The sequence below is a fragment of the Curtobacterium guangdongense genome (genome assembly GCF_049341845.1).
Classification (GTDB): domain Bacteria; phylum Actinomycetota; class Actinomycetes; order Actinomycetales; family Microbacteriaceae; genus Curtobacterium; species Curtobacterium guangdongense.
The window spans coordinates 1-21,108 of sequence record NZ_JBMPIT010000017.1; the positions used below are offsets into that span (position 1 = coordinate 1).

The 21,108-nt window shown below is 70.9% G+C and carries 17 protein-coding genes; 4 read left to right on the forward strand and 13 right to left on the reverse strand.

Annotation, left to right across the window (positions count from 1 at the left end; genetic code table 11):
- Window positions 1-77: 77 nt before the first annotated feature.
- The 4 genes from ACO0E1_RS18055 to ACO0E1_RS18070 all read right to left on the reverse strand — a co-directional run bounded on the left by ACO0E1_RS18055 (window position 78) and on the right by ACO0E1_RS18070 (window position 5,908).
- Complete coding sequence (locus ACO0E1_RS18055; protein WP_422875465.1) at window positions 78-2,435, reverse strand: beta-xylosidase/alpha-l-arabinosidase; 2,358 nt, start codon at window positions 2,433-2,435, stop codon at window positions 78-80.
- A 203-nt stretch (window positions 2,436-2,638) separates the two neighbouring features.
- Window positions 2,639-3,520: a carbohydrate ABC transporter permease gene (locus ACO0E1_RS18060; protein ID WP_422875427.1), complete on the reverse strand. Its 882-nt coding sequence runs from the start codon at window positions 3,518-3,520 to the stop codon at window positions 2,639-2,641.
- A 52-nt stretch (window positions 3,521-3,572) separates the two neighbouring features.
- Window positions 3,573-4,604 (reverse strand): carbohydrate ABC transporter permease, encoded by a 1,032-nt coding sequence (locus ACO0E1_RS18065; protein ID WP_422875428.1) that lies wholly within the window; start codon window positions 4,602-4,604, stop codon window positions 3,573-3,575.
- A gap of 8 nt (window positions 4,605-4,612) precedes the next feature.
- Window positions 4,613-5,908, reverse strand: coding sequence for an ABC transporter substrate-binding protein (locus tag ACO0E1_RS18070; RefSeq protein WP_422875429.1), 1,296 nt, complete (start codon window positions 5,906-5,908; stop codon window positions 4,613-4,615).
- A 213-nt stretch (window positions 5,909-6,121) separates the two neighbouring features.
- On the opposite strand from ACO0E1_RS18070, the gene ACO0E1_RS18075 reads away from it, so the two are divergent.
- Window positions 6,122-7,153, forward strand: a complete 1,032-nt coding sequence (locus ACO0E1_RS18075) for a LacI family DNA-binding transcriptional regulator (RefSeq protein ID WP_422875430.1) — start codon at window positions 6,122-6,124, stop codon at window positions 7,151-7,153.
- A gap of 13 nt (window positions 7,154-7,166) precedes the next feature.
- Here ACO0E1_RS18075 and ACO0E1_RS18080 read toward each other — a convergent pair whose 3' ends face one another.
- A complete protein-coding gene (locus tag ACO0E1_RS18080) occupies window positions 7,167-8,108 on the reverse strand; it encodes an AraC family transcriptional regulator (protein WP_422875431.1) in 942 nt (313 codons plus the stop codon).
- 65 nt (window positions 8,109-8,173) lie between these two features.
- Here ACO0E1_RS18080 and ACO0E1_RS18085 point away from each other — a divergent pair, with 65 nt between their 5' ends.
- Both ACO0E1_RS18085 and ACO0E1_RS18090 read left to right on the forward strand, forming a co-directional pair.
- Window positions 8,174-8,443, forward strand: a complete 270-nt coding sequence (locus tag ACO0E1_RS18085) for a MarR family winged helix-turn-helix transcriptional regulator (RefSeq protein ID WP_422875432.1) — start codon at window positions 8,174-8,176, stop codon at window positions 8,441-8,443.
- Window positions 8,444-8,598: 155 nt separating this feature from the next.
- Window positions 8,599-8,748, forward strand: a complete 150-nt coding sequence (locus ACO0E1_RS18090) for a hypothetical protein (protein WP_281267051.1) — start codon at window positions 8,599-8,601, stop codon at window positions 8,746-8,748.
- A 168-nt stretch (window positions 8,749-8,916) separates the two neighbouring features.
- Here ACO0E1_RS18090 and opgC read toward each other — a convergent pair whose 3' ends face one another.
- The 4 genes from opgC to ACO0E1_RS18110 form a co-directional block, all read right to left on the reverse strand.
- Window positions 8,917-11,418 (reverse strand): OpgC domain-containing protein, encoded by a 2,502-nt coding sequence (gene opgC / locus ACO0E1_RS18095; RefSeq protein ID WP_422875433.1) that lies wholly within the window; start codon window positions 11,416-11,418, stop codon window positions 8,917-8,919.
- Window positions 11,415-11,819: an ATP-binding protein gene (locus ACO0E1_RS18100; RefSeq protein ID WP_422875434.1), complete on the reverse strand. Its 405-nt coding sequence runs from the start codon at window positions 11,817-11,819 to the stop codon at window positions 11,415-11,417. Before ACO0E1_RS18100 ends, opgC begins: the two co-directional genes overlap by 4 nt.
- Window positions 11,816-13,840 carry a glycosyltransferase gene (locus ACO0E1_RS18105; protein WP_422875435.1) on the reverse strand — a complete coding sequence of 675 codons (2,025 nt, stop codon included), beginning with the start codon at window positions 13,838-13,840 and terminating at the stop codon, window positions 11,816-11,818. Before ACO0E1_RS18105 ends, ACO0E1_RS18100 begins: the two co-directional genes overlap by 4 nt.
- Before the next feature lie 126 nt (window positions 13,841-13,966).
- Complete coding sequence (locus ACO0E1_RS18110; protein ID WP_422875436.1) at window positions 13,967-14,791, reverse strand: TetR/AcrR family transcriptional regulator; 825 nt, start codon at window positions 14,789-14,791, stop codon at window positions 13,967-13,969.
- Between the two features lie 126 nt (window positions 14,792-14,917).
- On the opposite strand from ACO0E1_RS18110, the gene ACO0E1_RS18115 reads away from it, so the two are divergent.
- Window positions 14,918-15,910, forward strand: coding sequence for an NAD-dependent epimerase/dehydratase family protein (locus tag ACO0E1_RS18115; protein ID WP_422875437.1), 993 nt, complete (start codon window positions 14,918-14,920; stop codon window positions 15,908-15,910).
- Window positions 15,911-16,050: 140 nt separating this feature from the next.
- Here the strand turns inward: ACO0E1_RS18115 and ACO0E1_RS18120 are convergent, their stop codons facing one another.
- The 4 genes from ACO0E1_RS18120 to ACO0E1_RS18135 all read right to left on the reverse strand — a co-directional run bounded on the left by ACO0E1_RS18120 (window position 16,051) and on the right by ACO0E1_RS18135 (window position 21,051).
- Window positions 16,051-17,391 (reverse strand): fibronectin type III domain-containing protein, encoded by a 1,341-nt coding sequence (locus ACO0E1_RS18120; RefSeq protein ID WP_422875438.1) that lies wholly within the window; start codon window positions 17,389-17,391, stop codon window positions 16,051-16,053.
- Between the two features lie 183 nt (window positions 17,392-17,574).
- Window positions 17,575-19,362, reverse strand: a complete 1,788-nt coding sequence (locus tag ACO0E1_RS18125) for a DEAD/DEAH box helicase (protein WP_422875439.1) — start codon at window positions 19,360-19,362, stop codon at window positions 17,575-17,577.
- A complete protein-coding gene (locus ACO0E1_RS18130) occupies window positions 19,359-20,000 on the reverse strand; it encodes a Pr6Pr family membrane protein (RefSeq protein ID WP_422875440.1) in 642 nt (213 codons plus the stop codon). Before ACO0E1_RS18130 ends, ACO0E1_RS18125 begins: the two co-directional genes overlap by 4 nt.
- A 97-nt stretch (window positions 20,001-20,097) precedes the next feature.
- Window positions 20,098-21,051 (reverse strand): manganese catalase family protein, encoded by a 954-nt coding sequence (locus ACO0E1_RS18135; RefSeq protein WP_422875441.1) that lies wholly within the window; start codon window positions 21,049-21,051, stop codon window positions 20,098-20,100.
- Window positions 21,052-21,108: the final 57 nt, after the last annotated feature.

Consider the following 21,108-nt stretch of genomic DNA (forward strand, 5'->3'; position numbering starts at 1 on the left):
CGGCGCGCGGCGCGCGGGCGCGCGGGCGCGCGGGCGCGGGCGCGGCACGCGGCGCGCACGCGGCACGCGCCGCGGGCTCAGCCCACCGTCCAGGTGACGAGGCGGGGATCCGTCAGCTGCACCTCGTGCACCGGCCCGGTGACCCGCAGGGTCGCACGCTCCGTGGCGGTGCCCGGCAGGGGCACTGCAGCCGACCCGTCCGACAGCGCGACGATCCCGCCGGACTCGAGCGGGCCTCCCGGCCGGGACGCCGCCGCGTGGGACGCGACCCACACCTGCACGTCCCCCGGCTCGACGACCTTCCGCAGGTCGCGTCCACTGAACGCGAAGCGCTGCACCGGAACGGTGAAGCAGACGCGGCGGGACTCCCCCGCCGGCACGTCGACGCGGGCGTACCCGAGCAGCTGGACGACCGGACGGGTGACGCTGGCGTGCACGTCGTGCCCGTAGAGCTGCACGACGTCCGAGCCCTCGCGCTGCCCGGTGTTCCGGACCGTGACCGTCACGGTGAAGGTGCCGTCGGTCGTGACGGTGTCGTCGACGACCAGGTCCTGGTACGCGAAGGTCGTGTACGCCAGGCCGAAGCCGAACGGCCGGACCGGTGTCGAGTCGGCGGCCGTGACGTCCGAGGGACCGCCGAGCCTCGGGTGCAGGTACGTGTACGGCTGCGCGCCGGCGGCCCGGGGCAGCGAGACCGGCAGGCGGCCGGACGGCGCAGCGGCACCGGTGAGCAGGTCGGCGATCGCCAGTCCCCCGCCCTCCCCCGGGAAGAACGCCTGGACGACGGCGGACGGACGCGGTCCCGGCCCGTCGAGCGCCCACCCGATCGCGTACGGGCGCCCCGTGAGCAGGACCACCACGGTCGGGGTGCCGGTCGCGACGACGGCCTCGACCAGCTCGCGCTGCACGCCGGGCAGGTCGAGCGATGCGGTGTCGTTGCCCTCGCCGACGGTGCCGCGGCCGAACAGTCCCGCCTGGTCCCCCACGACGACAACCGCGACCTCGGCGTCCCGCGCGACGGCGACGGCCTCGGCGATGCCGGAGCGGTCGTCGCCTTCCACGGCACAGCCGACCGCGGTGGACACCGTGCCGCCGAGGGACGCGCGCAGTGCCTCGAGCACGGTGGGGATCGCGAAGCCGAGCGGCAGCTCCGGGTGGTCGGCCAGCACGTGGTTCGCGAAGGAGTAGCACCCCTGCAGGGCCTCGGCACGGTGGGCGTTCGGGCCGATCACCGCGACGCGCCCCGGCAGGGTTCCCAGGGGCAGGACACCGTCGTTCGACAGCAGGACGAGCGACTCCGCCGCCAGCCGCCGTGCGAGGTCCCGGTGCGCCGCGGTGTCCAGGTCGATGCCGGTGGGCGGCTCGTCCTCGAACACGTCGGGATCGAGCAGCCCGAGCCGCTCCTTCTGGCGGAGGACTCGCAGCACCGCACGGTCGACCAGCGCTTCGTCGACCAGGCCTGCGCGGACGCGTTCGACCAGTGGTGCCAGGTACGCGTCACCGGTGGGCAGCTCGACGTCGACGCCGGCCTCGAGTGCCATCGCGGCGGCCTCGCCGCGGTCGGCGGCGATGCCGTGCATGACCTCGAGGAACGCCACCGAGAAGTAGTCGGCCACGACGGTGCCCTCGAAGCCGAGGCGGTCCCGCAGCAACCCCGTCAGCAGGTCGGCGTTCGCCGCGACGGGCACGCCGTCGATCTCGGCGTAGGAGTTCATCACGCTCCGGGCGCCACCGTCGAGCAGCGCCATCTCGAACGGCGGCAGGAACACGTCCGCGATCTCCCGCGCTCCGGCGTGCACGGGTGCGTGGTTGCGACCCGCCTGCGACGCGGAGTACCCGAGGAAGTGCTTGAGCGTCGCGTCGACCCCGGCACTCTGCAATCCCCGGACGTAGGCGGTGCCGACCGTGCCGACCAGGTAGGGGTCCTCGCCGATGCACTCGTCGACCCGTCCCCAGCGCGGGTCGCGGACGACGTCGAGCACGGGTGCGAGGCCCTGGTGGACCCCGAGCCGGCGCATCGAGTCGCCGATCACGGCGCCGACCCGTTCGACGAGGTCCGGGTCGAAGGCAGCGCCCCACGCCAGCGGCGTCGGGAAGGTCGCGGCCTTCCACGCGGCGAGGCCGGTCAGGCACTCCTCGTGCACGAGCGCCGGGATGCCCAGGCGGGTCTCGCGCTTCAGGCGCCGCTGCTCGTCCCACAGCCAGGCGGCGCGCTCGTCGGGCTCGACCGGGCGGGTGCCGTAGACGCGCGTGAACTGGCCGATGCCGTCACGGGTGATGTCGGCGAGGGTGCGGCCGTCGGCCTGGGTCGTCATCTCGCCCTGCATGGGTGCGACGACGCCGTTCTGGTCGAGCCAGTACCCGACGAGCTGCGCCGTCTTCTCCTCGAGCGTCATGGCCGCCAGCAGGGCGGCGGCGCGGTCCGGAGCGGGCATCCGGTCCGATGGTCGGCTCGGGGCGGACGGGAGGCTCGGGTCGGCCCCGCCACGCGTCGCGTCCCGGCCGTCGGTCGAGGACGCAGCGTCGGTCGCGGACGCACCGTCGGTGGCGGCCCGGCCGTCGGTCGCGGTGACCGGCGTCGTCGACGCGGGGCGAGCCTCCCGGCCGCCCGTTGCCGACGCCGTCGCGTCGGTGGCGGTCATCCCTTCACCGCCCCGGTCAGACCGCCGACGATGCGACGCTGGAACACCGCGAAGAACGCCAGCGCGGGGATCATCGACAGGGACGTGAACGCGAGCACCCTTGCGGTGTCGACGGAGTACTGCGACGAGAACGCCTGCACCCCGAGCGGCAGCGTGTAGGCCGACGCGTCGTTGAGGATGAACAGCGGCAGGATGTAGCTGTTCCAGCTGCCGATGAAGGCCAGGATGCCCGTCGTGACGACGCCGGGCAGGGACAGCGGCACGACCATCCGGAAGAAGAAGCCCAGGCGGCTCGCCCCGTCGATGGACGCCGCTTCCTCGAGCTCGTCCGGGATCGCCCGCAGGAACGGCACCAGGATGATGACGGTCGTCGGCAGCGCGAACGCGATCTGCGGCAGGATCACGCCGGCCAGGGTGTTCGTCAGGCCGAGGTCCTTCACGAGCAGGTAGAGCGGCGTGATCGCGACGGTGATCGGGAACATCAGACCGGCGGCGAACAGCGAGTACAGCACGCCGCGGCCCCGGAACCGGTAGCGGGCGAGCACGAAGCTCACCATCAGCCCGAGCACGACGACGCCGACCGTGGTGGTGACGCCCGCGATGAGGGAGTTGCCGAGCTGCTGCCAGAACACGCCGCTCGACAGGACCTCGGCGTAGTTGCCGAAGTTCCACGGTGCCGGGAGCCCGGCGGGGCTCGCGGTGATCTGCGCGTTCGTGCGGAAGCCGCCGAGGACGATGTACGCGACGGGGCCGATGCAGACCGCGATGAACAGCAGCGCGATGAAGTACGTGCCGAGGTTGCGCTCGCGGCGGACCGGCCCGTCGCTCGGCCGCTTGTGGCCGCGTCGGGGAGCGACGATCGATGCGGTGGCGGTCATCGTGTGGCCTTCTCCGCCAGTGCGGCGACCCGTGCGCCGGCGGTGGTTGCGGTCATCGTGTTGCCTTCTCCGTGAGGGCGCCGGCGGTGTCGCGGCGCAGGACGAACCGCTGGTAGACGAGTGCGATCGCCAGCGAGATGAGGAAGATCACCACGGCGACGGCGTTGCCGTACCCGTAGTTGCCGGAGTTCCGACCGTTGGCGACCATGTACGTCGCCATGGTCGAGGTCCCGGCCGTCGAGGCGATGTACTGCCCCCAGATGATGTAGACGAGGTCGAACAGCTGGAGCGAGCCGATGATCGACAGGAACGCCCAGATGCGGATGGTCGGGCCGAGCAGCGGCAGGGTGATCCGCCGCTGGATCTGCCAGTAGCCGGCGCCGTCGAGCTGGGCGGCCTCGAACAGCTCCTCGGGGATGCTCTGCAGCCCGGCCAGGAACAGGATCACCGCGAAGCCGATGTACTTCCACGAGATGATCGCGAGGAGGGTCCAGATCGCGATGTCCGGGTTCGACAGCCAGTCGTTCCGCAGCGCCCCGAGGCCGATCGCCTGGAGCAGGTCGTTGACGGCGCCGCTCGTGGAGAGCATGAGGCTCCACCCGGTGCCGACGATCACCTCGGAGATGACGTACGGCACGAAGATGAGCACCCGGATGAGCCCTCGGCCCCGGATCCGCTGGTTGAGCAGCAGCGCGAGGATGATCGCGATGGGGCCCTGCACGAGCAGCGATCCGATCACGATGAACCCGTTGTGCAGCAGCACGCCGCGGAAGTCGGGGTCGGTGAAGATGATCTTGTAGTTGTCGAGGCCGACGAAGTCCGTCGGTGCCCCGTAGCCCTGCCACTTGTAGAAGCCGTAGTAGGCGGCGAGCGCCACGGGGAGGATCACGAACCCGACGAACATGATCGTCGCGGGTCCGGCGAGCAGGGCGATCTCGACCCGCTTGCGGACGTCGGCGACCGGCTTCTTCCGGCCCCGGCCGGCCGGGGCCGACGGCGTCGTGCCGCCGGCCCCGGTCAGGTCCTTCCCCGCACCCGTCAGCTCGCTGGAGCCGGACGGGCGGGGGGCGACTGATGTGGCCATGGGTGCGGTCAGCCCTTCGCCGCGGCCTGGTTGACCGTCTTGACGATGTCGTCGACGTCGCCCTTGCCGGCGAGCAGGTTCACCACGCTGGTGTTCAGCGCGTTGCCGACGTTCTGGCCGTACAGGGTGTCGAGGTAGTTCGACACGAACGGGGCCTTGTTGTACGCGGCGAGCACCGTCTTCAGGTAGGGCTCGGTGACGACCGACTGTGCGGACTCGTTCGCGGGGATGGCGTTGAAGGCCTTGTAGTACGCCTCCTGCACGGGCTTCTCGGTCATGTAGTTGAGGAACTCGGTGCACTGCTTCTTCGGGGCCTTCGCCGAGCACGAGTACCCGTCGACGGCGCCCATCATCGAGCCGGGTGCGCCCTTGCCGCCGGAGACCTCCGGGAAGGGGAAGAAGCCGAGGTCGGACAGCGGCTTGCCGTCCGGGGTGAGCGAGGAGATCACACCCGGGTCCCATGCACCCATGAGCTCCATCGCGGCCTTGTGGTTCGCGATGAGGCCGGCCGAGCTGCCGGCGCCCTGCTGCGCGGCGGTGGTGAGGTAGCCGTCGTTGAACGGCTTCGTGTCGAAGAAGTCCTTCGTGTCCTGACCGGCGGCCTTCCAGCAGCTGTCGGTGAACTTCAGGTCCTTCGCGGCGCCGTTGAGCGTCTTCTCGCTGCAGGCGCGGAGCGCGAAGTTGTAGTACCAGTGCGCCGCTGGCCATGCGTCCTTCGCACCGACGGCGACCGGCTGGATACCGGCGTCCTTGAGCTTGGCGATGTCCGCGTTGAGCTCGTCCATCGTGGTCGGTGTGCCCTCGATGCCGGCCTGCTTGAAGAGGTCCTGGCTGTACCAGATGCCCTCGGGGTTCACGTCGACGGGCATGGCGTACGTCTTGCCGTCGAGCTCGTAGCCCTTGAACGCACCGGCGCTGACCTCGGACTTCGCGGTCTTGCCGATGGAGTCGGTGATGTCCATGAGCTGGCCGGCCTGGGCCATCGCGTTCATCTTGCCGCCGCCGCGCTGCAGGAACACGTCGGGGGCCGATCCGGAGTTGAGCGCGGTCTGGAGCTTGCCGTCCAGGTCCTCGTTCTGGATCGCCTGGATCTTGATCGTCACGTCGGGGTGGTCCTGTTCGAAGTCCTTGACGGTCTTCTCCCAGAACGCCTTGCCGGGTCCGGTCGTGGAGTTGTGCCAGAAGGTCATCGTGACCTTGCCGTTGCTGTCAGCGGCGTTGCCACCGCTCGAGCAGCCGGTCGCCAGCAGTGCTGTGGCCCCGATCAGCGCGATGGCCGCCGTGGCTCGGATCTTCCTCGTCATCGTGGAGCTCCTGAAGTGTCGTCGTTGACAGCTGCGGCACGGGGTGCCGCCGCGGCATCGGGTGCCGCCGCGGCATCGGGTGCCGCTGCGGCATCGCTGCCGCTGCGGAGAGCGTGCCAGGCGCTGCGATGCTTTGTCAATCGATATCGATAACGTTTTCTATCGTGATGCCCGCGGTCGGTCGTGAGAGGGCATCGGCGGTACGGTGAGCACATGGAGACCGCTCCCGGTGTGGACAGCAGCCCTGGGCGGGCGACGATCGCGGACGTCGCACGGGCAGCCGGGGTGTCGATCCCGACCGTCTCCAAGGTCGTGAACCACCGCGACGGCGTCGCCCCCGCCACCATGCTGCGGGTGCAGGAGGTCGTGGAGCGCCTCGGCTACGAGACGTCCCTCGTCGCGCGGAGTCTCCGGAGCTCGCGCACCGGGGTGATCGGCATCCTCGTGCCCGAGTTCGAGCCGTTCTCCACGGAGCTGCTCCGCGGGATCTCGTCGGCGACGACCGGCACCGGCTACGAGCTGCTCGCGTACGCCGGACTCGTCACCGGCGCGAGCCAACCCGGGTGGGAACGGCGATCGCTCTCCCGCCTCTCCGGCACCCTCATCGACGGGGCCATCGTCGTGACGCCGTCGACCGCGCTGCCGAGCTCGTCGATCCCCGTGGTCGCGATCGACCCCCACACCGGGCCGGAGGGACACGCCACCGTCGACACCGACAACGAGGGCGGCGCACGCATCGCCGTGGAGCACCTCTTGGCGCTGGGACACACGCGCATCGCCCACATCCACGGCCGCGCCGACCTCGCGTCCGCGCAGCTGCGCGAGGCCGGGTACCGCGCCGCCCTCACCGCCGCGGGGATCCCGGTGGACGACGCACTCCTCCGGGCGGGCGACTACCAGGAGGGCAACGCGGCCGCCGTCGCCCGGGAACTCCTCGCGGGCCCCCACCGCCCCACGGCGGTGTTCGCCGCGAACGACTCCTCCGCCATCGGTGTGCTGCACGCGGCCGCCGACCTCGGACTCCGCGTCCCCGAGGACGTCTCCGTGATCGGCTTCGACGACGTCCCGCAGGCGTCGATGACGACACCACCCCTGACGACGGTCGCGCAGCCGCTCGCGGAACTCGGCGCCAGTGCGGTGGAGATGCTGCTCTCCATGCTCCGCGGCGAGCCGACCCCCGAGCACGTCCGGCTCGCGACGACCCTGCAGGTGCGACGGAGCACGGCGCCGCCGGCAGCCGACTGACCGCTCGGGACGATCAGCGGCGGAGCGTCTGCTTCGGGTACTCGCCGAACCGGTCGACGTACGCGGCGGAGAAGCGCCCGAGGTGTGCGAACCCCCACCGATGCGCCACGTCCCCCACCGTCACGGTCCGGGGATCGAGTGCGAGCAGGTCGTCGCGGACCCGGTCGAGCCGGATCTCACGGAGGTACGTCAGCGGTGAGACACCGAGGACCCGCGCGAAGGACTCCTGCACCGACCGGACGCTGAGCCCGGCGACGTCGGCCAGGTCCGCCACCGCGATCGAGTCGCGCATGTGGGCGTGGAGGTACTCGACGACGGACTTGAGCCGTGCGTTCCGTGGGCTCGAGAGTTCGGCGGGCAGGGCGTCCAGCCGCGGCGGGAACATCGTGAGGAACGCTTCGGCGGCCGCCTGCTTCGCCTCGGCCCAGGCATCGGACTCCACACCGTCACGCAGTGCGCGCGACAGCGCGCCGAGCGATTCGCGCCAGGGTCCGAGCGCCGCCTCGTCGACGACGTGGACGCGGTCGAACACGAGCGGACCGGGAGCGGCGCCGTACCGTTCGGCGGCGACGACCTCGACGAAGGCGCGTCCGAGGTGCACCACCCGCTGGTCCTGGTCGGTGCCGACGAAGACGTACTCCTGGTCCGACGGCGACAGCACGGGTTCGTCGTGCCGCAGCTCGAAGCGCGTCCCCGTCGCGTCGATGACGACGGAGCCGTCGGTGGTCCACTGCACGACGAGGTCGTCGCCAGGCGCCACGACTCCGCGCAGCAGACCGCGGACGCGTGAGCGACGGATCGTGACCTCGTCGTCGCCCACCGCGGAGTACCGGAACGAGTACTCGTCCGCGGTGCGCCGCGAACTCCACTGCCGGCCGATGCCGACGGCCGCGAGCTCACGGACCGCGGTCTCGGGATCGCGGGCCGAGATCTCGATGCGGATCATCTGGTCCATCAGCCGACCGAGCGCCACGCCGCGGGTCGGCACCCACGCGGGTCCGCGAGGCGACGGTGACGTCGTTGGGCATCACGGGCCCGGCGGTCACCGCGGCGGTCGACCGGCTCGAGCGGTCCGGGCACCTGCAGCGACGACCGCACCCGGAGGACGGACGCAGCCGGCTGATCGAGCTGACCGACACCAGCCGGGCACGCTCCGCAGCCGCGATGGACAGCACGAACGAGCATCTGCACGCGCTGGTGGCCTCCTTCTCGGATCGGGACCGGGCCGAGTTCGTGCGCGTCGTCGAGCGCGTGATCACGGCGCTCGACCGCGGCGCCCGCAGGCCCTGAACGGCAGAGTAGGGGGAGCAGTGCCTGCTGCTCGTCCGATTGTCCATGGAGCGCAACAAGGTGATTCTTCTCCCGGAATCCGGTCCGCCCGGAGCGCAGGGACGTAGCCTCGCCGCGGGGATGCATACGGGGAACCGATCAGGAGCGGAAGGACCATGAGCAGCTACGACACCGAGCCGGGCATCGAGCCGGTCCGCATCACGACGTTCCGGCGCATGCGCCGCAAGTGGAAGTTCGGCGAGGAGCAGACGGACGAACCCGGGCTCTTCGACGACCTCTTCACGGAGACGACGCGGCAGCGCTGATCGCCGACGGACGGGAGGCACTGTGCCGGCTGGCACCATGCCTCCCGTCCTGTGTGTGCGTGCGTTCCGACCCATCGGGCGCGCAATGGAAAGCCGAATCGCGCGTAGGAGGCGGGAAGATCCGACCTCCTACGCGCGATTCGACCTCCTACGCGCGAATCGGCCGCGTCAGCGCGGGATCACGCTGAACAGGAACTTCTTGCGGACCATGTACCAGGCGAGCAGGATCAGCGCCGAGTGGGTCGCGAAGCCGATCCAGGCGTTGCCCCAGTCGACACCGGGGATGGACGCGATGGCCAGCGCGAAGAACACCTGCCAGACGAACACGTAGAGACTCGCCTGCCCGATCGGGATCCACAGCCACCCGATGGCCGCCGCGATCGGCTTCCAGAACACCGTGAGGATCGCGTACGACACGATCGCGAAGAACGCGATGTCGACCAGTCGGCCCCACTGCAGGTCGACGCGCTGGTACGCGGTGTTGTACAGGTCGTCGTACATCGAGGCGGGGAACGGCACCGGCGTGAACCCGAAGTGGTTCGCTGCCCAGACGTAGACCAGGAAGCCGGCGTAGCCGCAGATCCCGACGCCGATGAGGACCTTGCCGAGCCGGCCGGTCAGCGCGCCGACGATCTGCCGCCGGTAGTACCCGAGCACCAGCCCGTGGGTGAACACGACCTGCCAGGTGAGCAGCGGGAAGACGGACTCGAACTGCGAGTTCAGCGGCTGGAACCCCGGGACGAGCGCCTGGAAGACGTACAGCGCCCAGCTGACGAGGAGCGCCGCCCACCAGAACCCGCGGCGGATCACCCAGAGCAGCGGCGGGATGAAGAGGCTCAGCACCACGAACAGGCCCATGATGTTGAACGGCCACGGACCCATCTCGAGCAGCAGGAACTGCCGGATCGCGTACCAGGGCGGCGGGTAGGCGAGCAGCTGCATCGCGTTCGGGTAGAGGTCGTAGACGCGCCCCTCGGCACCCACGCCGCCGGTGCCGGTCCCCCGGTCCGTGAACGTCGTGATCGCGCCGGTGTTCAGGAACGGCACGAAGCTCAGCGCGAAGACGACCGCGATCACCGCCAGCGTGACGAGGTACTGCTTTCGCGCACGCTTCCACGCCCCGAGCGCGGCCACCCACTCGCCGAACTTCTTGATCGCCAGCGGGTACGTCATGCCGAGGACCATGCCGGACAGGAACACGAACATCTCCGCGCCGGTGATCGCTCCGACGGCGTGCAGCGTGATGTACGAGTACGGGCCGCCGATCTCGATGTGCGTGATCACGACCGCCAGGATGATGAAGCCGCGGAACAGGTCGAGCCGCAGGTCGCGCCCAGGCTTGCCGTCGTCGGGGTACCGCCAGCTCGGCAGCAGCCTGCCGAACACCCCGCTCAGCAGGAACACGATCGCCAGTGCCACGGCGCACCAGACGATCCACGCCATCTGGTCGCCGCCGGTGTCGAGCTGCTGGTTCGTCGCCGCGTTGCCGTCCTGCGGGGTCACCCGTTCGGTGACCGGGCCGAACACGAACCGGTCGGCGGCCTCGAGGTCCGTCCGGAACGACCCGGCGATGCCCGGCACGGCCGTGTCGCGCCAGTCGGCCACGCGGTTGCCGGCTTCCGGCTCGCGACGGTTGGTCTCGAGGAAGGTCACACCCCGGATGAGCGGACGGTCCTCGAGCGCGGTGAAGACCTGTCGCCACCACCCCTGCTTGACGTCGAGCTCCGCGGCGCCCCGCAGTGAGTGGTCGTAGAGCGCACCAGTGTCGAGGAGCATCGGACGGTCGTGCCCGACGGCGAACCGGTCGTAGAAGTCACCGCGTGCTTGCGGCTGTTCGTAGCCCCAGGTCTCGTCGAAGCGCGCCTGGACCTCACCGGACTCCGGCACGTCGTTCGTGGTGAGCGGGACGTCGCGGCCCGCAGCCTCGGTCGCCTTGCCCTTGCCGAAGTAGTACATCGACATGCCGACCCAGTCGACCGATGCGTCGCCCGGCCAGTACGGCTCGTACGGGTCGTCGGCGGTGGTGAGCTGCCCGTCGCCGTTGGTGTCGAGCTTCGCGACGTCGGTCGCGGAGAGGTCCTGCAGTCGTCCGGCTGATTCGCCGAACGGGTACCCGGCGCCGTACGACGGCGACCACACCATCGCCGCGCCCGAGGTCCCCGCGTGCACCTGCCCCGCCAGCGTGCGGAACGCCGTGACGAACTGCGTCGGCTGCTGCCCCCACCGCACCCACGTGCCGTTCATCTGCGGCGCGAACCGGACGAGCACCGTCGTGTCGTACTGCCGGTGGATCTCCTGCAGCAGCTCGTTGGCGTGGCGCGCGTCTGCCCTGGTGAGGGACCGGAGCGACACGTCGGGTTCGAGGCTCACGACGAGGGTCGCGCCCTGCGTCGCAGCCGCCCGGGTCGAGCGGAACAGCTCTCGTTCGGCGCTCCGGTCGATCGGGTAGTCGATCTCGACGCCGTAGCTGGAGGGGGTCGCGCCGAGCCGGCCCTCGTACCCGTCGGGTGCGTCGGAGCCCCAGTCGAGGTCGGGTCCGAACCAGGTCTTCCCGGTGGCGGGCTGGGCCGGAGTCGACGCCGTGACGGCCTGTGCCGGCAGTGCTCCGCCGATGAGGAGGCTCGCCGACGCGACCAGGACGGCGACCGCGCGGACGAGCGCTGCCCTCACCGTGCGCACACCAGGGTCCAGACGTTGTGGCCGTCCTCGTGCCGGTGTTCGAGTCGGTCGAGCGCGGCGATCGCGAGCGCCAGACCACGCCCGCTCTCCGCGTCGACGTCCGCCATCGTCACGGCGCTGAGGTCGACGTCCGCCGGACGCCCGTTGTCGCGGAGCACCGCGGTCACGGCGTGCTCGGTCGCGTCGAGCTCGACCGAGTAGCGCCGTCCGGCTTCCTGGTCGGTGCGGAGGGTGTGCTCGACGATGTTCGCCGCGATCTCCGCCACGGCGGTCTCGAGCGCGAAACGGGGACGGACGTCGTCGATGCCGAGGCCGTCCCACCACGCGGCGAAGCGGTCCTGCACGGTGTCGAGCGACTCCACGGTCGCGGGGACGTCGAACGCGGCGCTCACAGCGGACCCCCCGCGGTGCTCGACTCGTGCTCGGACTGCACCGGGGTCGACGGGCCGCGGTAGAGCACGGCGCGGATCACGATGCTGAAGATGCAGAGGTCGAACACCACCCACGCTGTGTTCACGAGCGGAGCGATCCCGGACGCCTGGCCGCTGAGGTACCGGATGCCGATCAGGATCAGCGCCGCGACGAGCGCGCCCATCGCGAACAGCTGCGGGCGGACCAGGTCCCACCGTGGCTTCTGCTCGGTCTCGTCGCGCACCTTCGGCGTGACCCGGAACCCGAGCGGCTTGCCGCGGAACACGTTCTCGAACGCGCTGGTGACGCTCTCGATCCACACCGGGAACAGCGCGAGGGAGTACTGCTGCCCGCGCCATGTCGGTCTGCCGGCGGCCACCACCCAGAAGAGCAGCTGGTTGAGGACCAGGAACGGGATCAGCCGTGCGAAGAAGTCCACGCTGTACGCCTGCACGGGCACCACCCCGAACGACAGGCAGAGCACCGGCGCGGCGATGTAGACGATCGCCGCGAACCCCGACAAGTAGCTCCACATCGTGGAGAAGTACATGAGGCGCTGCCCGAACGACAGCCCCTTCTGCACGAGCGGGTTCTCGCGGAAGAACACCTGCATCGTGCCCTGCGCCCACCGGAGGCGCTGCACGAGCATCGTCGGCAGGTCTTCCGGCGCCAGGCCCTTCGCGAGGATCTCGTCGTGGTACGCGGACTTCCAGCCGAGGCCGTGCAGGCGCATCGCGGTCGCCATGTCCTCGGTCACGGAGATCGTCGCCAGCGGCATGATCGCCTGCGCCTCGTCGCCACGGTTGACGTCGACGGCCCGCGCGAGCACGGCGATCGACTCGATGGCGGCGACCGGTGACGCGCCGCGCTGCCCGAGCACGTCGAGCGCCGCGTCGTCGAGCCCTGCGAACGTGCCCGCATCGGTGGACATCGCCGCGAGCTCCTGCAGGTCGTCGCGCACCGACTCGAGGTCGGCCGCCGCGAACCGGAAGGCGATCGCGTCGATGCCGCGCTGGAACTCGTAGGTGACGTCACCGAGGGGCTCCCCACGGGTGATCGCGTCGCGGGCCCGGTCGACCACGGCCTCGGCGTCGTCGAGGGCCCCGAGCACGCGGTCGTCGGTCTCGGTCTCCCGCGCACGGGACAGCAGCTTGCGCGAGGTCTTGATCGTGCGCTGCACCGACGCTTCGACCTCGGCGACGTAGCGCGAGATCCCGAGCTGCATCAGCGCTTCACGACGGAGGATCGCGTTCGACCCGCAGAAGAACGCCGCGTTCCAGCCGTCCTTCGACTGCTGGATGGGGCCGTAGAACAGGGGCGCCTGACTGCCGAGCAGGTCGGCGTCCGGCACGTTCTCGAACCACTGCGGGGTCTGCACGAGCGCCATCTGCGGGTCCTTGAAGTACCCGAGGGTGCGGTCGAGGATCGCGGGGTCGGGGACCTGGTCGGCGTCGAGGATGAGCAGGAACTCGCCCTGGGTGGCCAGCAGCGCGTTGTTGAGGTTGCCGGCCTTGGCGTGACGAGGACGGTCGATCCAGTCCTGCCCCCGGGTGATCACGCCGATGCCGAGTTCCTCGGCAGCCCGGCGCATCTCGGGGCGGTTGCCGTCGTCGAGGATCCACGTGGCGTGGGGGTACGTGATCGCCTTCGCGGCGGTGGCGGTCCGCACGACGAGCTCGACCGGCTCGTTGTACGTCGTGATGAAGACGTCGACGGTGACGTCCGTGCTCTGCGTCGTGGGCGGTTCACCACGCTCACGCAGCCGCCAGGCGCCGAAGGCGAAGAGCAGCGAGTCGATCACGCTGTAGGTCTCGGCGAGGATCAGCGGCACCGCGATCCACCAAGAGTGCCAGTTCACGGACGCGGCCCAGCGCCACGCCACGTAGTTGATGCCGGCGAGCGACGCGAGGAGCGCGACGGTGCGCACCGTCACGATGCGACGGCGGGAGGTCCCGCGCCCGAGTCGACGGCGGTCCTGCCTGCTGACGTCGATCGAGGTCATCGACGGGCCCCGACGGGCCTCTTGCTGCGCTGCAACATGCCTCCTGATCACGGCTGCGGGTGGTTGGTCCGGCCGTCGGGTCGGTCTCGGCGTCGGGACCTGTCTACCCCAGGAGCGCCCGGCGCGTCAGCGTGCCGCCCCGATCTGGGGACGATCCGCACCGTCCACAGCAGGACTGGGACCCCCTGATGCCACCGCCACGAACCCGATGTCCGCAGCGAGCCGCTCGGCGACGAGGTCGAAGTACGCGGCGTGGTCCGACACCGACCCGACGTAGTGGCCGAACAGCTCGAACGACACCGTGCCGAAGAGCGACGTCCACGCCATCAGCGTCCGCATGACCACCTCGTCGTCGATGTCCTCCACGTACCCGAGCGCCCGGATGTACGCCACCGCATCGGCCACCACCGGCCCGGCCGCACCCGGCGACGGCCCGGCAGCATCCGGGCCCGACCCGGCCACCCCGGGTCCCGACGCGCCTGTCGGACCCGACCCGGGCCTCCCGGCCGTGCCGTCGAGCGCGATCCGGACCAGCACGAGCGTCGCGCGCGTGGCGGGCTCGATCGTCTCCTGCGGCGCCGCGTACCCGGGCACCGGACTGCCGTAGAGCAGCGCGAAGTCGCCGGGGTGCGCGACCGACCACTCCCGGATCGCGCGGCACGCAGCCACCCAGCGGCCGCCGACGTCGGCACGGTCGTGCGCCGCGTCCGCGCGTTCGACGGCTGCGCCGAGCTCGTTGTAGTCCTGCACGAGCAGCGCGGTGAGCAGGTCGTCGCGACTCGGGAAGTACCGGTAGGTCGCCGACGAGACCATGCCGACGTCACGTGCCACGGCACGCAAGCTCAGCTGCGCGGGCCCCTCGTCCGTGAGTCGTGCCCGGGCCGCGTCGAGGATGCGCGTCCGGATCGTCTCGCGAGCGAGGTCACGTGCGGTCGGAGTCCGGTCTGCCATGCCCCAACCCTGCCACGCGAGAGCACTGCACACAAGAGAGAGCACTGCTCTTGCTTTTGCCTCGGAGCGGTGTCATGCTCGAGGAAACGAGAGCACTGCTCTCCCAACGATCCGGAAGGACACACCATGTCGGAGCTCCACCTGGTCATCGGCGCCGGACCCGTCGGCCGACACGTCGCGGCACTGCTCGCGGCCCGCGGCGAGCGCGTCACGGTCGCCACCCGCTCGGGCCGGGACACCGGCCTGGGCCCCCTCGGGCCGGTTCCGGACCGCCGCGGAGCCCGCGGAGCGGCGGGCCGGCCGAGCCCGCGGGGAGAGGATGTTGGTCACGTCGCCCTGGACGCGTCGGATCCCGAGGCGCTCACCCGGGCCGCCGAGGGTGCGGCGGTCCTGTACAACTGCGCGAACCCGGGGAACTACACGCAGTGGGAGCAGACCTGGCCCCCACTCGCGGCCTCGCTGCTGACGGCGGCCGAACGAACTGGCGCCGTGTACGCGATCACCGGCAACCTCTACCCGTACGGCCCGGTCGCCACCCCGATGCGCGAGGGCATGCCGGACGCCGCCACCGACCACAAGGGCGTGCTCCGGGCTCGGATGTGGCACGACGCGCTCGAGCTGCACCGTGCCGGGCGGATCCGCACCGTCGAGGTCCGCGGCTCGGACTACGTCGGCCCCGGCATCGGCGAGAACGGACACATCACCCGCGTGCTGCCCTCGGCGCTGCAGGGCAAGGCGGTGACGATGGTCGGACGCACCGACCTGCCGCACACCTTCACGGACGTGCTCGACGTCGCAAGGACGATCGTCGCGGCGGCGGCCGACGAGCAGGCGCTCGGCAAGGTCTGGCACGTCCCGTCGAACCCGCCGAAGTCGCAGGTCGAGGCCCTGACCGACGTGCTGGCCGCCGCGGGGAAGCCCCCGGTGACGGTGCGGCGGTTGCCCGCTGGAGCGATCCGGGCGATCGGGCTCGTGTCGCCGATGATGCAGGAGATCGCCGAGATGAGCTACCAGTGGACAGCGCCGTACGTGCTCGACGACACCCTGTCCCGCGAGCACTTCGGCATCGAGCCGACCCCGTGGGACGAGGTCTGCCGCCGGACGGCCGGCCTCGCTTGACGCGGGCGGGCGTGCCGCCCACCTGGCCGAACCGCGCGTAGCAGGCGGAATCGCGCGTAGGGGGTCGGAAATCCGGACCTCCTACGCGCGATTCGACCTCCCACGCGCGATTCGGCAGCCGGCCCCGCCCGGCAGCGGCCCTAGATCACCAGCAAGCGGGAGAACTGCGCGGTGGACAGCTGCTGCGCCGCACCCCCGGCAGCCGGGACCCGCCACAGTCCCGCGGTCGGCGCCTGGTCGACGTCGATGAACACGTCGCCGGCCTCGTCCGCAGCACCCACGTTCGACCCGCGCGACCCGGCGGTCAGCCCGGACACGGGCACCGACGACGTCGTGCCGTCGAGCGCCCGGACGAGCAGCGACGGGATCGACCGGTCGACCGAGCACTGCCCGGAGTTCTCGGCCGGCGAGGTGCACCACTCCTCCGACTGCAGCAGCCGGAACGAGGACGAGTTCGTCGCGCCGTACTCGAACGCCAGCCGGGGCTCGGCCGAGACCCAGGTGGTCGCACCGGCGGGCAGCGCGGCCCAGATGTACGAACCCGCTCCACCGGGCGAGCTCCAGTCGACGTACAGCCCGCCGTGGCCGTCGGCGAGGAGCGCCCGCACGTAGCCGAAGGCCCCCGTCGCACCGGAGCTGATGGTCCTGGTGGTCGTCGTCCCCGCCGGGGTCCTGGTCACGACCGAGGCCGTCGTCGTCGTGCTCGTCCAGGTCGACACGGTGCCGTCCCGTCCGACGGCCCACAGGGTCGTGGTGCCCGAGTTCGGCACCGGCCCGAAGGACACCCACGGGGTCGCCGGCCCACCGGCCCTGGGGAGCTTCACGACCCCGCCCGTGACGCTGTCCACCCAGTACAGGTTGCCCGTGAGGTCCGTCCGGAGATCAGCGGTGAGGTGCAGACCCGTCGCGATGGTCTGTGCAGCGCCCCCGCCCTCCGGGTACATCACGATCGAGGTCCGGTCGGCCGACGGCACGAACACGTCGCCCTCGTCGTTCGCCGTGTAGCCGGCACCGTTCGGCGCGATCGTGGTCGGTGCGCCGGTGCCCGTCGTCGGGTAGCGGACGACGTTCCCCGCCGCGTCGAGCGCGAACAGCGACTGCCCCACCGGAGTGGGCGCGACCGGTTGGTACCGCACGGTCGCGGCAGGCCCGGCGCCCCGGGCACCGACCGCCCGCACGGTGAAGGAGTACGTCGTGCCGGCCGTCAGGTGGCCGAAGTGGTCGGACCGCGCCGATGCCCGCAGCAGGTCGACCCCGTGCCGCGGCTGGTGCTCGGCCGGACGGACGGTGACCGCCCACCCGATCACCTTCGCCCCGGACCGCGGCAGGTCCCACGTGACGTCGGCGTCGGTCGCCGTCCCGGTCACCGACACCGAGGTCGGCGTCCCCGGCGTGCTGGAACGTGGTGCTGCCTGCGCCGGGAGTGCCCCGGCGACGACGAGCACGGCCGCTGCTGCGGCGGTGAACACTGCTCTGTACACGATCGATCCCCTGTCCGCGCGGCTCCCTGCGTCGCGCACGCGGCCAGCGAAGCACCACGCAGCGCCGCGCGGAACCGCCGGAGGACGATGTGCGGTGCGATCTGCGGACTCCCGCAACCACGACACGGACTGGAGGCACTGCGCACGTCGTGCGCAGTGCCTCCAGTCCGTGATCGGTGGGGTCTAGTAGCGGGGCTTGCGCGCCGGACGGTCGTCGCGATCGCGGCGGTCGTCACGGTCGTCACGCGGTCCGCGGCGGTACCCGCCACCGCCGCCACGACGGTCCGGCTTGATCTCGATGAGCCGGCCGCTGATCCGGGTCTCGCTGAGCTTGTCGATCACGTCGCCCGGCATGTCCGTCGGGAGCTCGACGATGGAGAAGTCGGGCTGGATGCGGATCGCGCCGAAGTCGTCGCGGCGCAGGCCGCCCTCGTTCGCGAGGGCACCGACGATCTGGCGCGGCTCGACGCGGTGACGCCGGCCGACCTCGATGCGGTACGGGGTCATCGGGACCGAGCGACGGCGACGGTCGCCGCCGTCCGCCTCGCGCTCGCGGCCCTTGCGCTCGTCGCGACGCTGGTCGCGCTCGACCTGGCGCCGGAGGGCGTCCTCGGCCGGGTCGAGCAGCAGCGGGGTGTCTCCCTGCGCGACGACGGCGAGTGCTGCGGCGACGTCCTGCTCCGGCACGTCGTGGTGCTCGACGTAGTGGGCGATGATGTCGCGGAACGCCTCGATGCGGCTGCGGGACTCGAGCGCTGCCGTGATGGCGTCGTCGAAGCGCGTCAGGCGGGTGACGTTGACGTCCTCGATGCTCGGGAGCGTCATCTCGGTCAGCGGCTGGCGCGTGGCCTTCTCGATCGCGGTGAGCAGGCGGCGCTCACGCGGCGTGACGAAGCTGATCGCGGCACCGCTGCGGCCGGCACGACCGGTGCGGCCGATGCGGTGCACGTAGGACTCGGTGTCGACGGGGATGTCGAAGTTCACCACGTGGGTGATGCGGTCGACGTCGAGGCCACGGGCGGCGACGTCGGTCGCGACGAGGATGTCGAGCTTGCCGGACTTCAGCTGGTTCACGGTGCGCTCGCGCTGGGCCTGCGCGACGTCACCGCTGATCGCGGCCGCGGCGTACCCGCGGGCGCGGAGCTTCTCGGCGAGGTTCTCGGTCTCGCTCTTCGTGCGCACGAAGATGATGAGGCCCTCGAAGTCCTCGACCTCGAGGATGCGGGTGAGCGCGTCGACCTTCTGCGCGTACGACACGATGAGGTAGCGCTGCGTCGTGTTGGCGGACGTGGTCGTCTTCGCCTTGACGGTGATCTCCGCCGGGTCGTTCAGGTACTGCTTCGAGATGCGCCGGATCTGCGCGGGCATCGTCGCGGAGAACAGCGCGACCTGCTTGGTGTCCGGGGTCTCGGCGAGGATCGTCTCGACGTCCTCGGCGAAGCCCATCTTGAGCATCTCGTCGGCCTCGTCGAGCACCAGGTACTTCAGCTCGGACAGGTCGAGCGTGCCCTTGGCGATGTGGTCCATGATGCGCCCGGGCGTGCCGACGACCACGTCGACGCCACGGCGGAGCGCGGAGAGCTGGACGCCGTACGCCTGGCCGCCGTAGACCGGGAGGACGTGCACGCCGCGCATGTGCGACGCGTACTGCTCGAACGCCTCGCAGACCTGCAGGGCGAGCTCGCGCGTCGGGGACAGCACGAGTGCCTGCGGCAGCTTCGAGCCCGACTCCATGCGGGACAGGACGGGCAGCGCGAAGGCCGCGGTCTTGCCGGTACCGGTCTGCGCGAGGCCGACGACGTCGCGCCCCTCGAGCAGCGTCGGGATGGTGGCGGCCTGGATCGCGGAGGGGGTCTCGTACCCGATCTCCTTGACGGCCTTGAGGACGTTGTCGCTGAGCCCCAGGTCGGCGAACGTCACCACGGGCCCCTCGTCGGTGGGTTCGGTGGTGCTGGTCGTCTCGGAGCTCATCCTGGTACGGTACCCGGTTCGCGGCTCCGGTATCGACCGGTGATCCGCCCGAGCCCGAGCAGCAGGACCGACAGGACGGCCAGCGCGAGGATCAGGGCGAGCAGGTACAGCACCAGTCCGCCGACCCCGCCGACCGCCGCCGGGTTGTAGAAGGGGTACGGGTAGAAGCCGGTGATCGGCCCGCGGATGAGCGAGTACACGCTGTAGACGACCGGGAAGACGAGGCCGATCCAGGCGTCCCGCCACGCGAGTCGGACCGTCGGCGGGAGCACGAGCCAGTCGATCAGGACGATCGCGGGCATCACCATGTGCAGCGTGACGTTCACCCACGGGATGAGCGGACCGAGGTCCAGGCCGGCGAGCAGGGTGTTGAAGACCAGGCCGACGAAGACCATGTTCACGACGGAGCAGAACCGGACGATGCTCCACGTGCGGGTGTCCGGCACCCCGCGGGCGAGCCGGACCGCGCCGACGATGAAGACCACCGCGGCGATCGTGTTGCTGAGGTTCGTGAAGTACGAGAAGAAGTTGACGATGCCGAGGTCGAGGCGGATCGACACGCTGAGCTGCGCGACCTGTGCGACGAGGACGGCCACGGCGAGCACCAGCCGGACCACGATCATCACGCGCTTCGTCATGTGGCCAAACCTAGCGGGGAGGACCACGACCAGCGCGAGCAGATGACGGACGGGAGGCTCGTGGCGGTGTCGCCACGAGCCTCCCGTCCGTCTCCGGTCAGCTCACCGGGCCGTACAGGCTGGTCTCGGCCTGGTCGAGTTCCAGCTCCGCCGTCTGCTGGATGAGGGCCAGCAGGTCGGCGTCGAGTCCCGGCGCGAACTCCTCGAGCCGCTCGTCGGCGATGAAGGACGGCACGCCCTTCGGCGCCTGCTCGTCCGCCACCAGGTCGGTGCCGTCGCCGGACGGCGACGCCCCGCGGAAGATCTTCGCCGCCTCCGACGCCCCGTCGAGGTCGAAGCTGTACTGCTTGCTCTGCAGGCCCAGGTCGACGAGTGTCTTGACCTCCGGGAACCGCTCGGCGTTCGTCTTCGGGATCGGCAGCAGGGAGTTCCACGCGACGCCGAGCGACTCGAGCGCCTTCGCGTAGGCGTTCTCGTGGGCCTGGTCGCGGACGATCAGGTACGCGAGCGTGGCGCGCGCGGTCGGGTTGTCCGTCATCTCGTAGATGCGGCACTTCTGCAGGCGCCCCGTCGACTCGAGCATCAGGTTGTAGAGCAGGTCGAGCGGCAGGTTGCCGGAGTTGTAGACGTAGCTGCCGCTCCAGGGGTTGCCGGCGGCGTCCACCGGCAGCGCGCCCTGGGCACCGACGAGGTAGTGGTGGATGTTGCCGGTGTCGAGGGCGATGTTCAGCGGCGTCGCGCCCGTCGCTCCCGGGGTGTCCAGCGGGTCGGTCAGCTTGCCCGAGTAGCCGGGTGCGCCGTCGAGCAGCCGGGAGATCGTCGTCCCGATGAGTTCGACGTGGCTGATCTCCTCGGTCCCGACCCCCTGGATGAGGTCGCGGTACGGCTTCGCGGCCGGGCCGCGGAAGTTCATCGCCTGGAAGAGGTACTGCATCATCGTGCGCATCTCACCGAACTGACCGCCGAGGCCCTCCTGCAGTGCGTTCGCGGCAGCGGGGTCCGGGTCTCCGGCGGGGATCTCGTTGATCCAGGTCTGAGCGTGGAAGTACATGGGTCCTCCTCGTGCACGACGTCGTCGCCGTGCGGCCCTCACGCTCCTCGCCGCGGT

What these genes read in the sequence shown, in the direction of transcription:
- ACO0E1_RS18055 (WP_422875465.1), bottom strand. Translation starts at nt 2,435, where the DNA reads ATGCCCGCTCCGGACCGCGCCGCCGCCCTGCTGGCGGCCATGACGCTC.
- ACO0E1_RS18060 (WP_422875427.1), bottom strand. Translation starts at nt 3,520, where the DNA reads ATGACCGCCACCGCATCGATCGTCGCTCCCCGACGCGGCCACAAGCGG.
- ACO0E1_RS18065 (WP_422875428.1), bottom strand. Translation starts at nt 4,604, where the DNA reads ATGGCCACATCAGTCGCCCCCCGCCCGTCCGGCTCCAGCGAGCTGACG.
- ACO0E1_RS18070 (WP_422875429.1), bottom strand. Translation starts at nt 5,908, where the DNA reads ATGACGAGGAAGATCCGAGCCACGGCGGCCATCGCGCTGATCGGGGCC.
- ACO0E1_RS18075 (WP_422875430.1), top strand. Translation starts at nt 6,122, where the DNA reads ATGGAGACCGCTCCCGGTGTGGACAGCAGCCCTGGGCGGGCGACGATC.
- ACO0E1_RS18080 (WP_422875431.1), bottom strand. Translation starts at nt 8,108, where the DNA reads ATGGACCAGATGATCCGCATCGAGATCTCGGCCCGCGATCCCGAGACC.
- ACO0E1_RS18090 (WP_281267051.1), top strand. Translation starts at nt 8,599, where the DNA reads ATGAGCAGCTACGACACCGAGCCGGGCATCGAGCCGGTCCGCATCACG.
- ACO0E1_RS18105 (WP_422875435.1), bottom strand. Translation starts at nt 13,840, where the DNA reads ATGACCTCGATCGACGTCAGCAGGCAGGACCGCCGTCGACTCGGGCGC.
- ACO0E1_RS18110 (WP_422875436.1), bottom strand. Translation starts at nt 14,791, where the DNA reads ATGGCAGACCGGACTCCGACCGCACGTGACCTCGCTCGCGAGACGATC.
- ACO0E1_RS18115 (WP_422875437.1), top strand. Translation starts at nt 14,918, where the DNA reads ATGTCGGAGCTCCACCTGGTCATCGGCGCCGGACCCGTCGGCCGACAC.
- ACO0E1_RS18125 (WP_422875439.1), bottom strand. Translation starts at nt 19,362, where the DNA reads ATGAGCTCCGAGACGACCAGCACCACCGAACCCACCGACGAGGGGCCC.
- ACO0E1_RS18130 (WP_422875440.1), bottom strand. Translation starts at nt 20,000, where the DNA reads ATGACGAAGCGCGTGATGATCGTGGTCCGGCTGGTGCTCGCCGTGGCC.
- ACO0E1_RS18135 (WP_422875441.1), bottom strand. Translation starts at nt 21,051, where the DNA reads ATGTACTTCCACGCTCAGACCTGGATCAACGAGATCCCCGCCGGAGAC.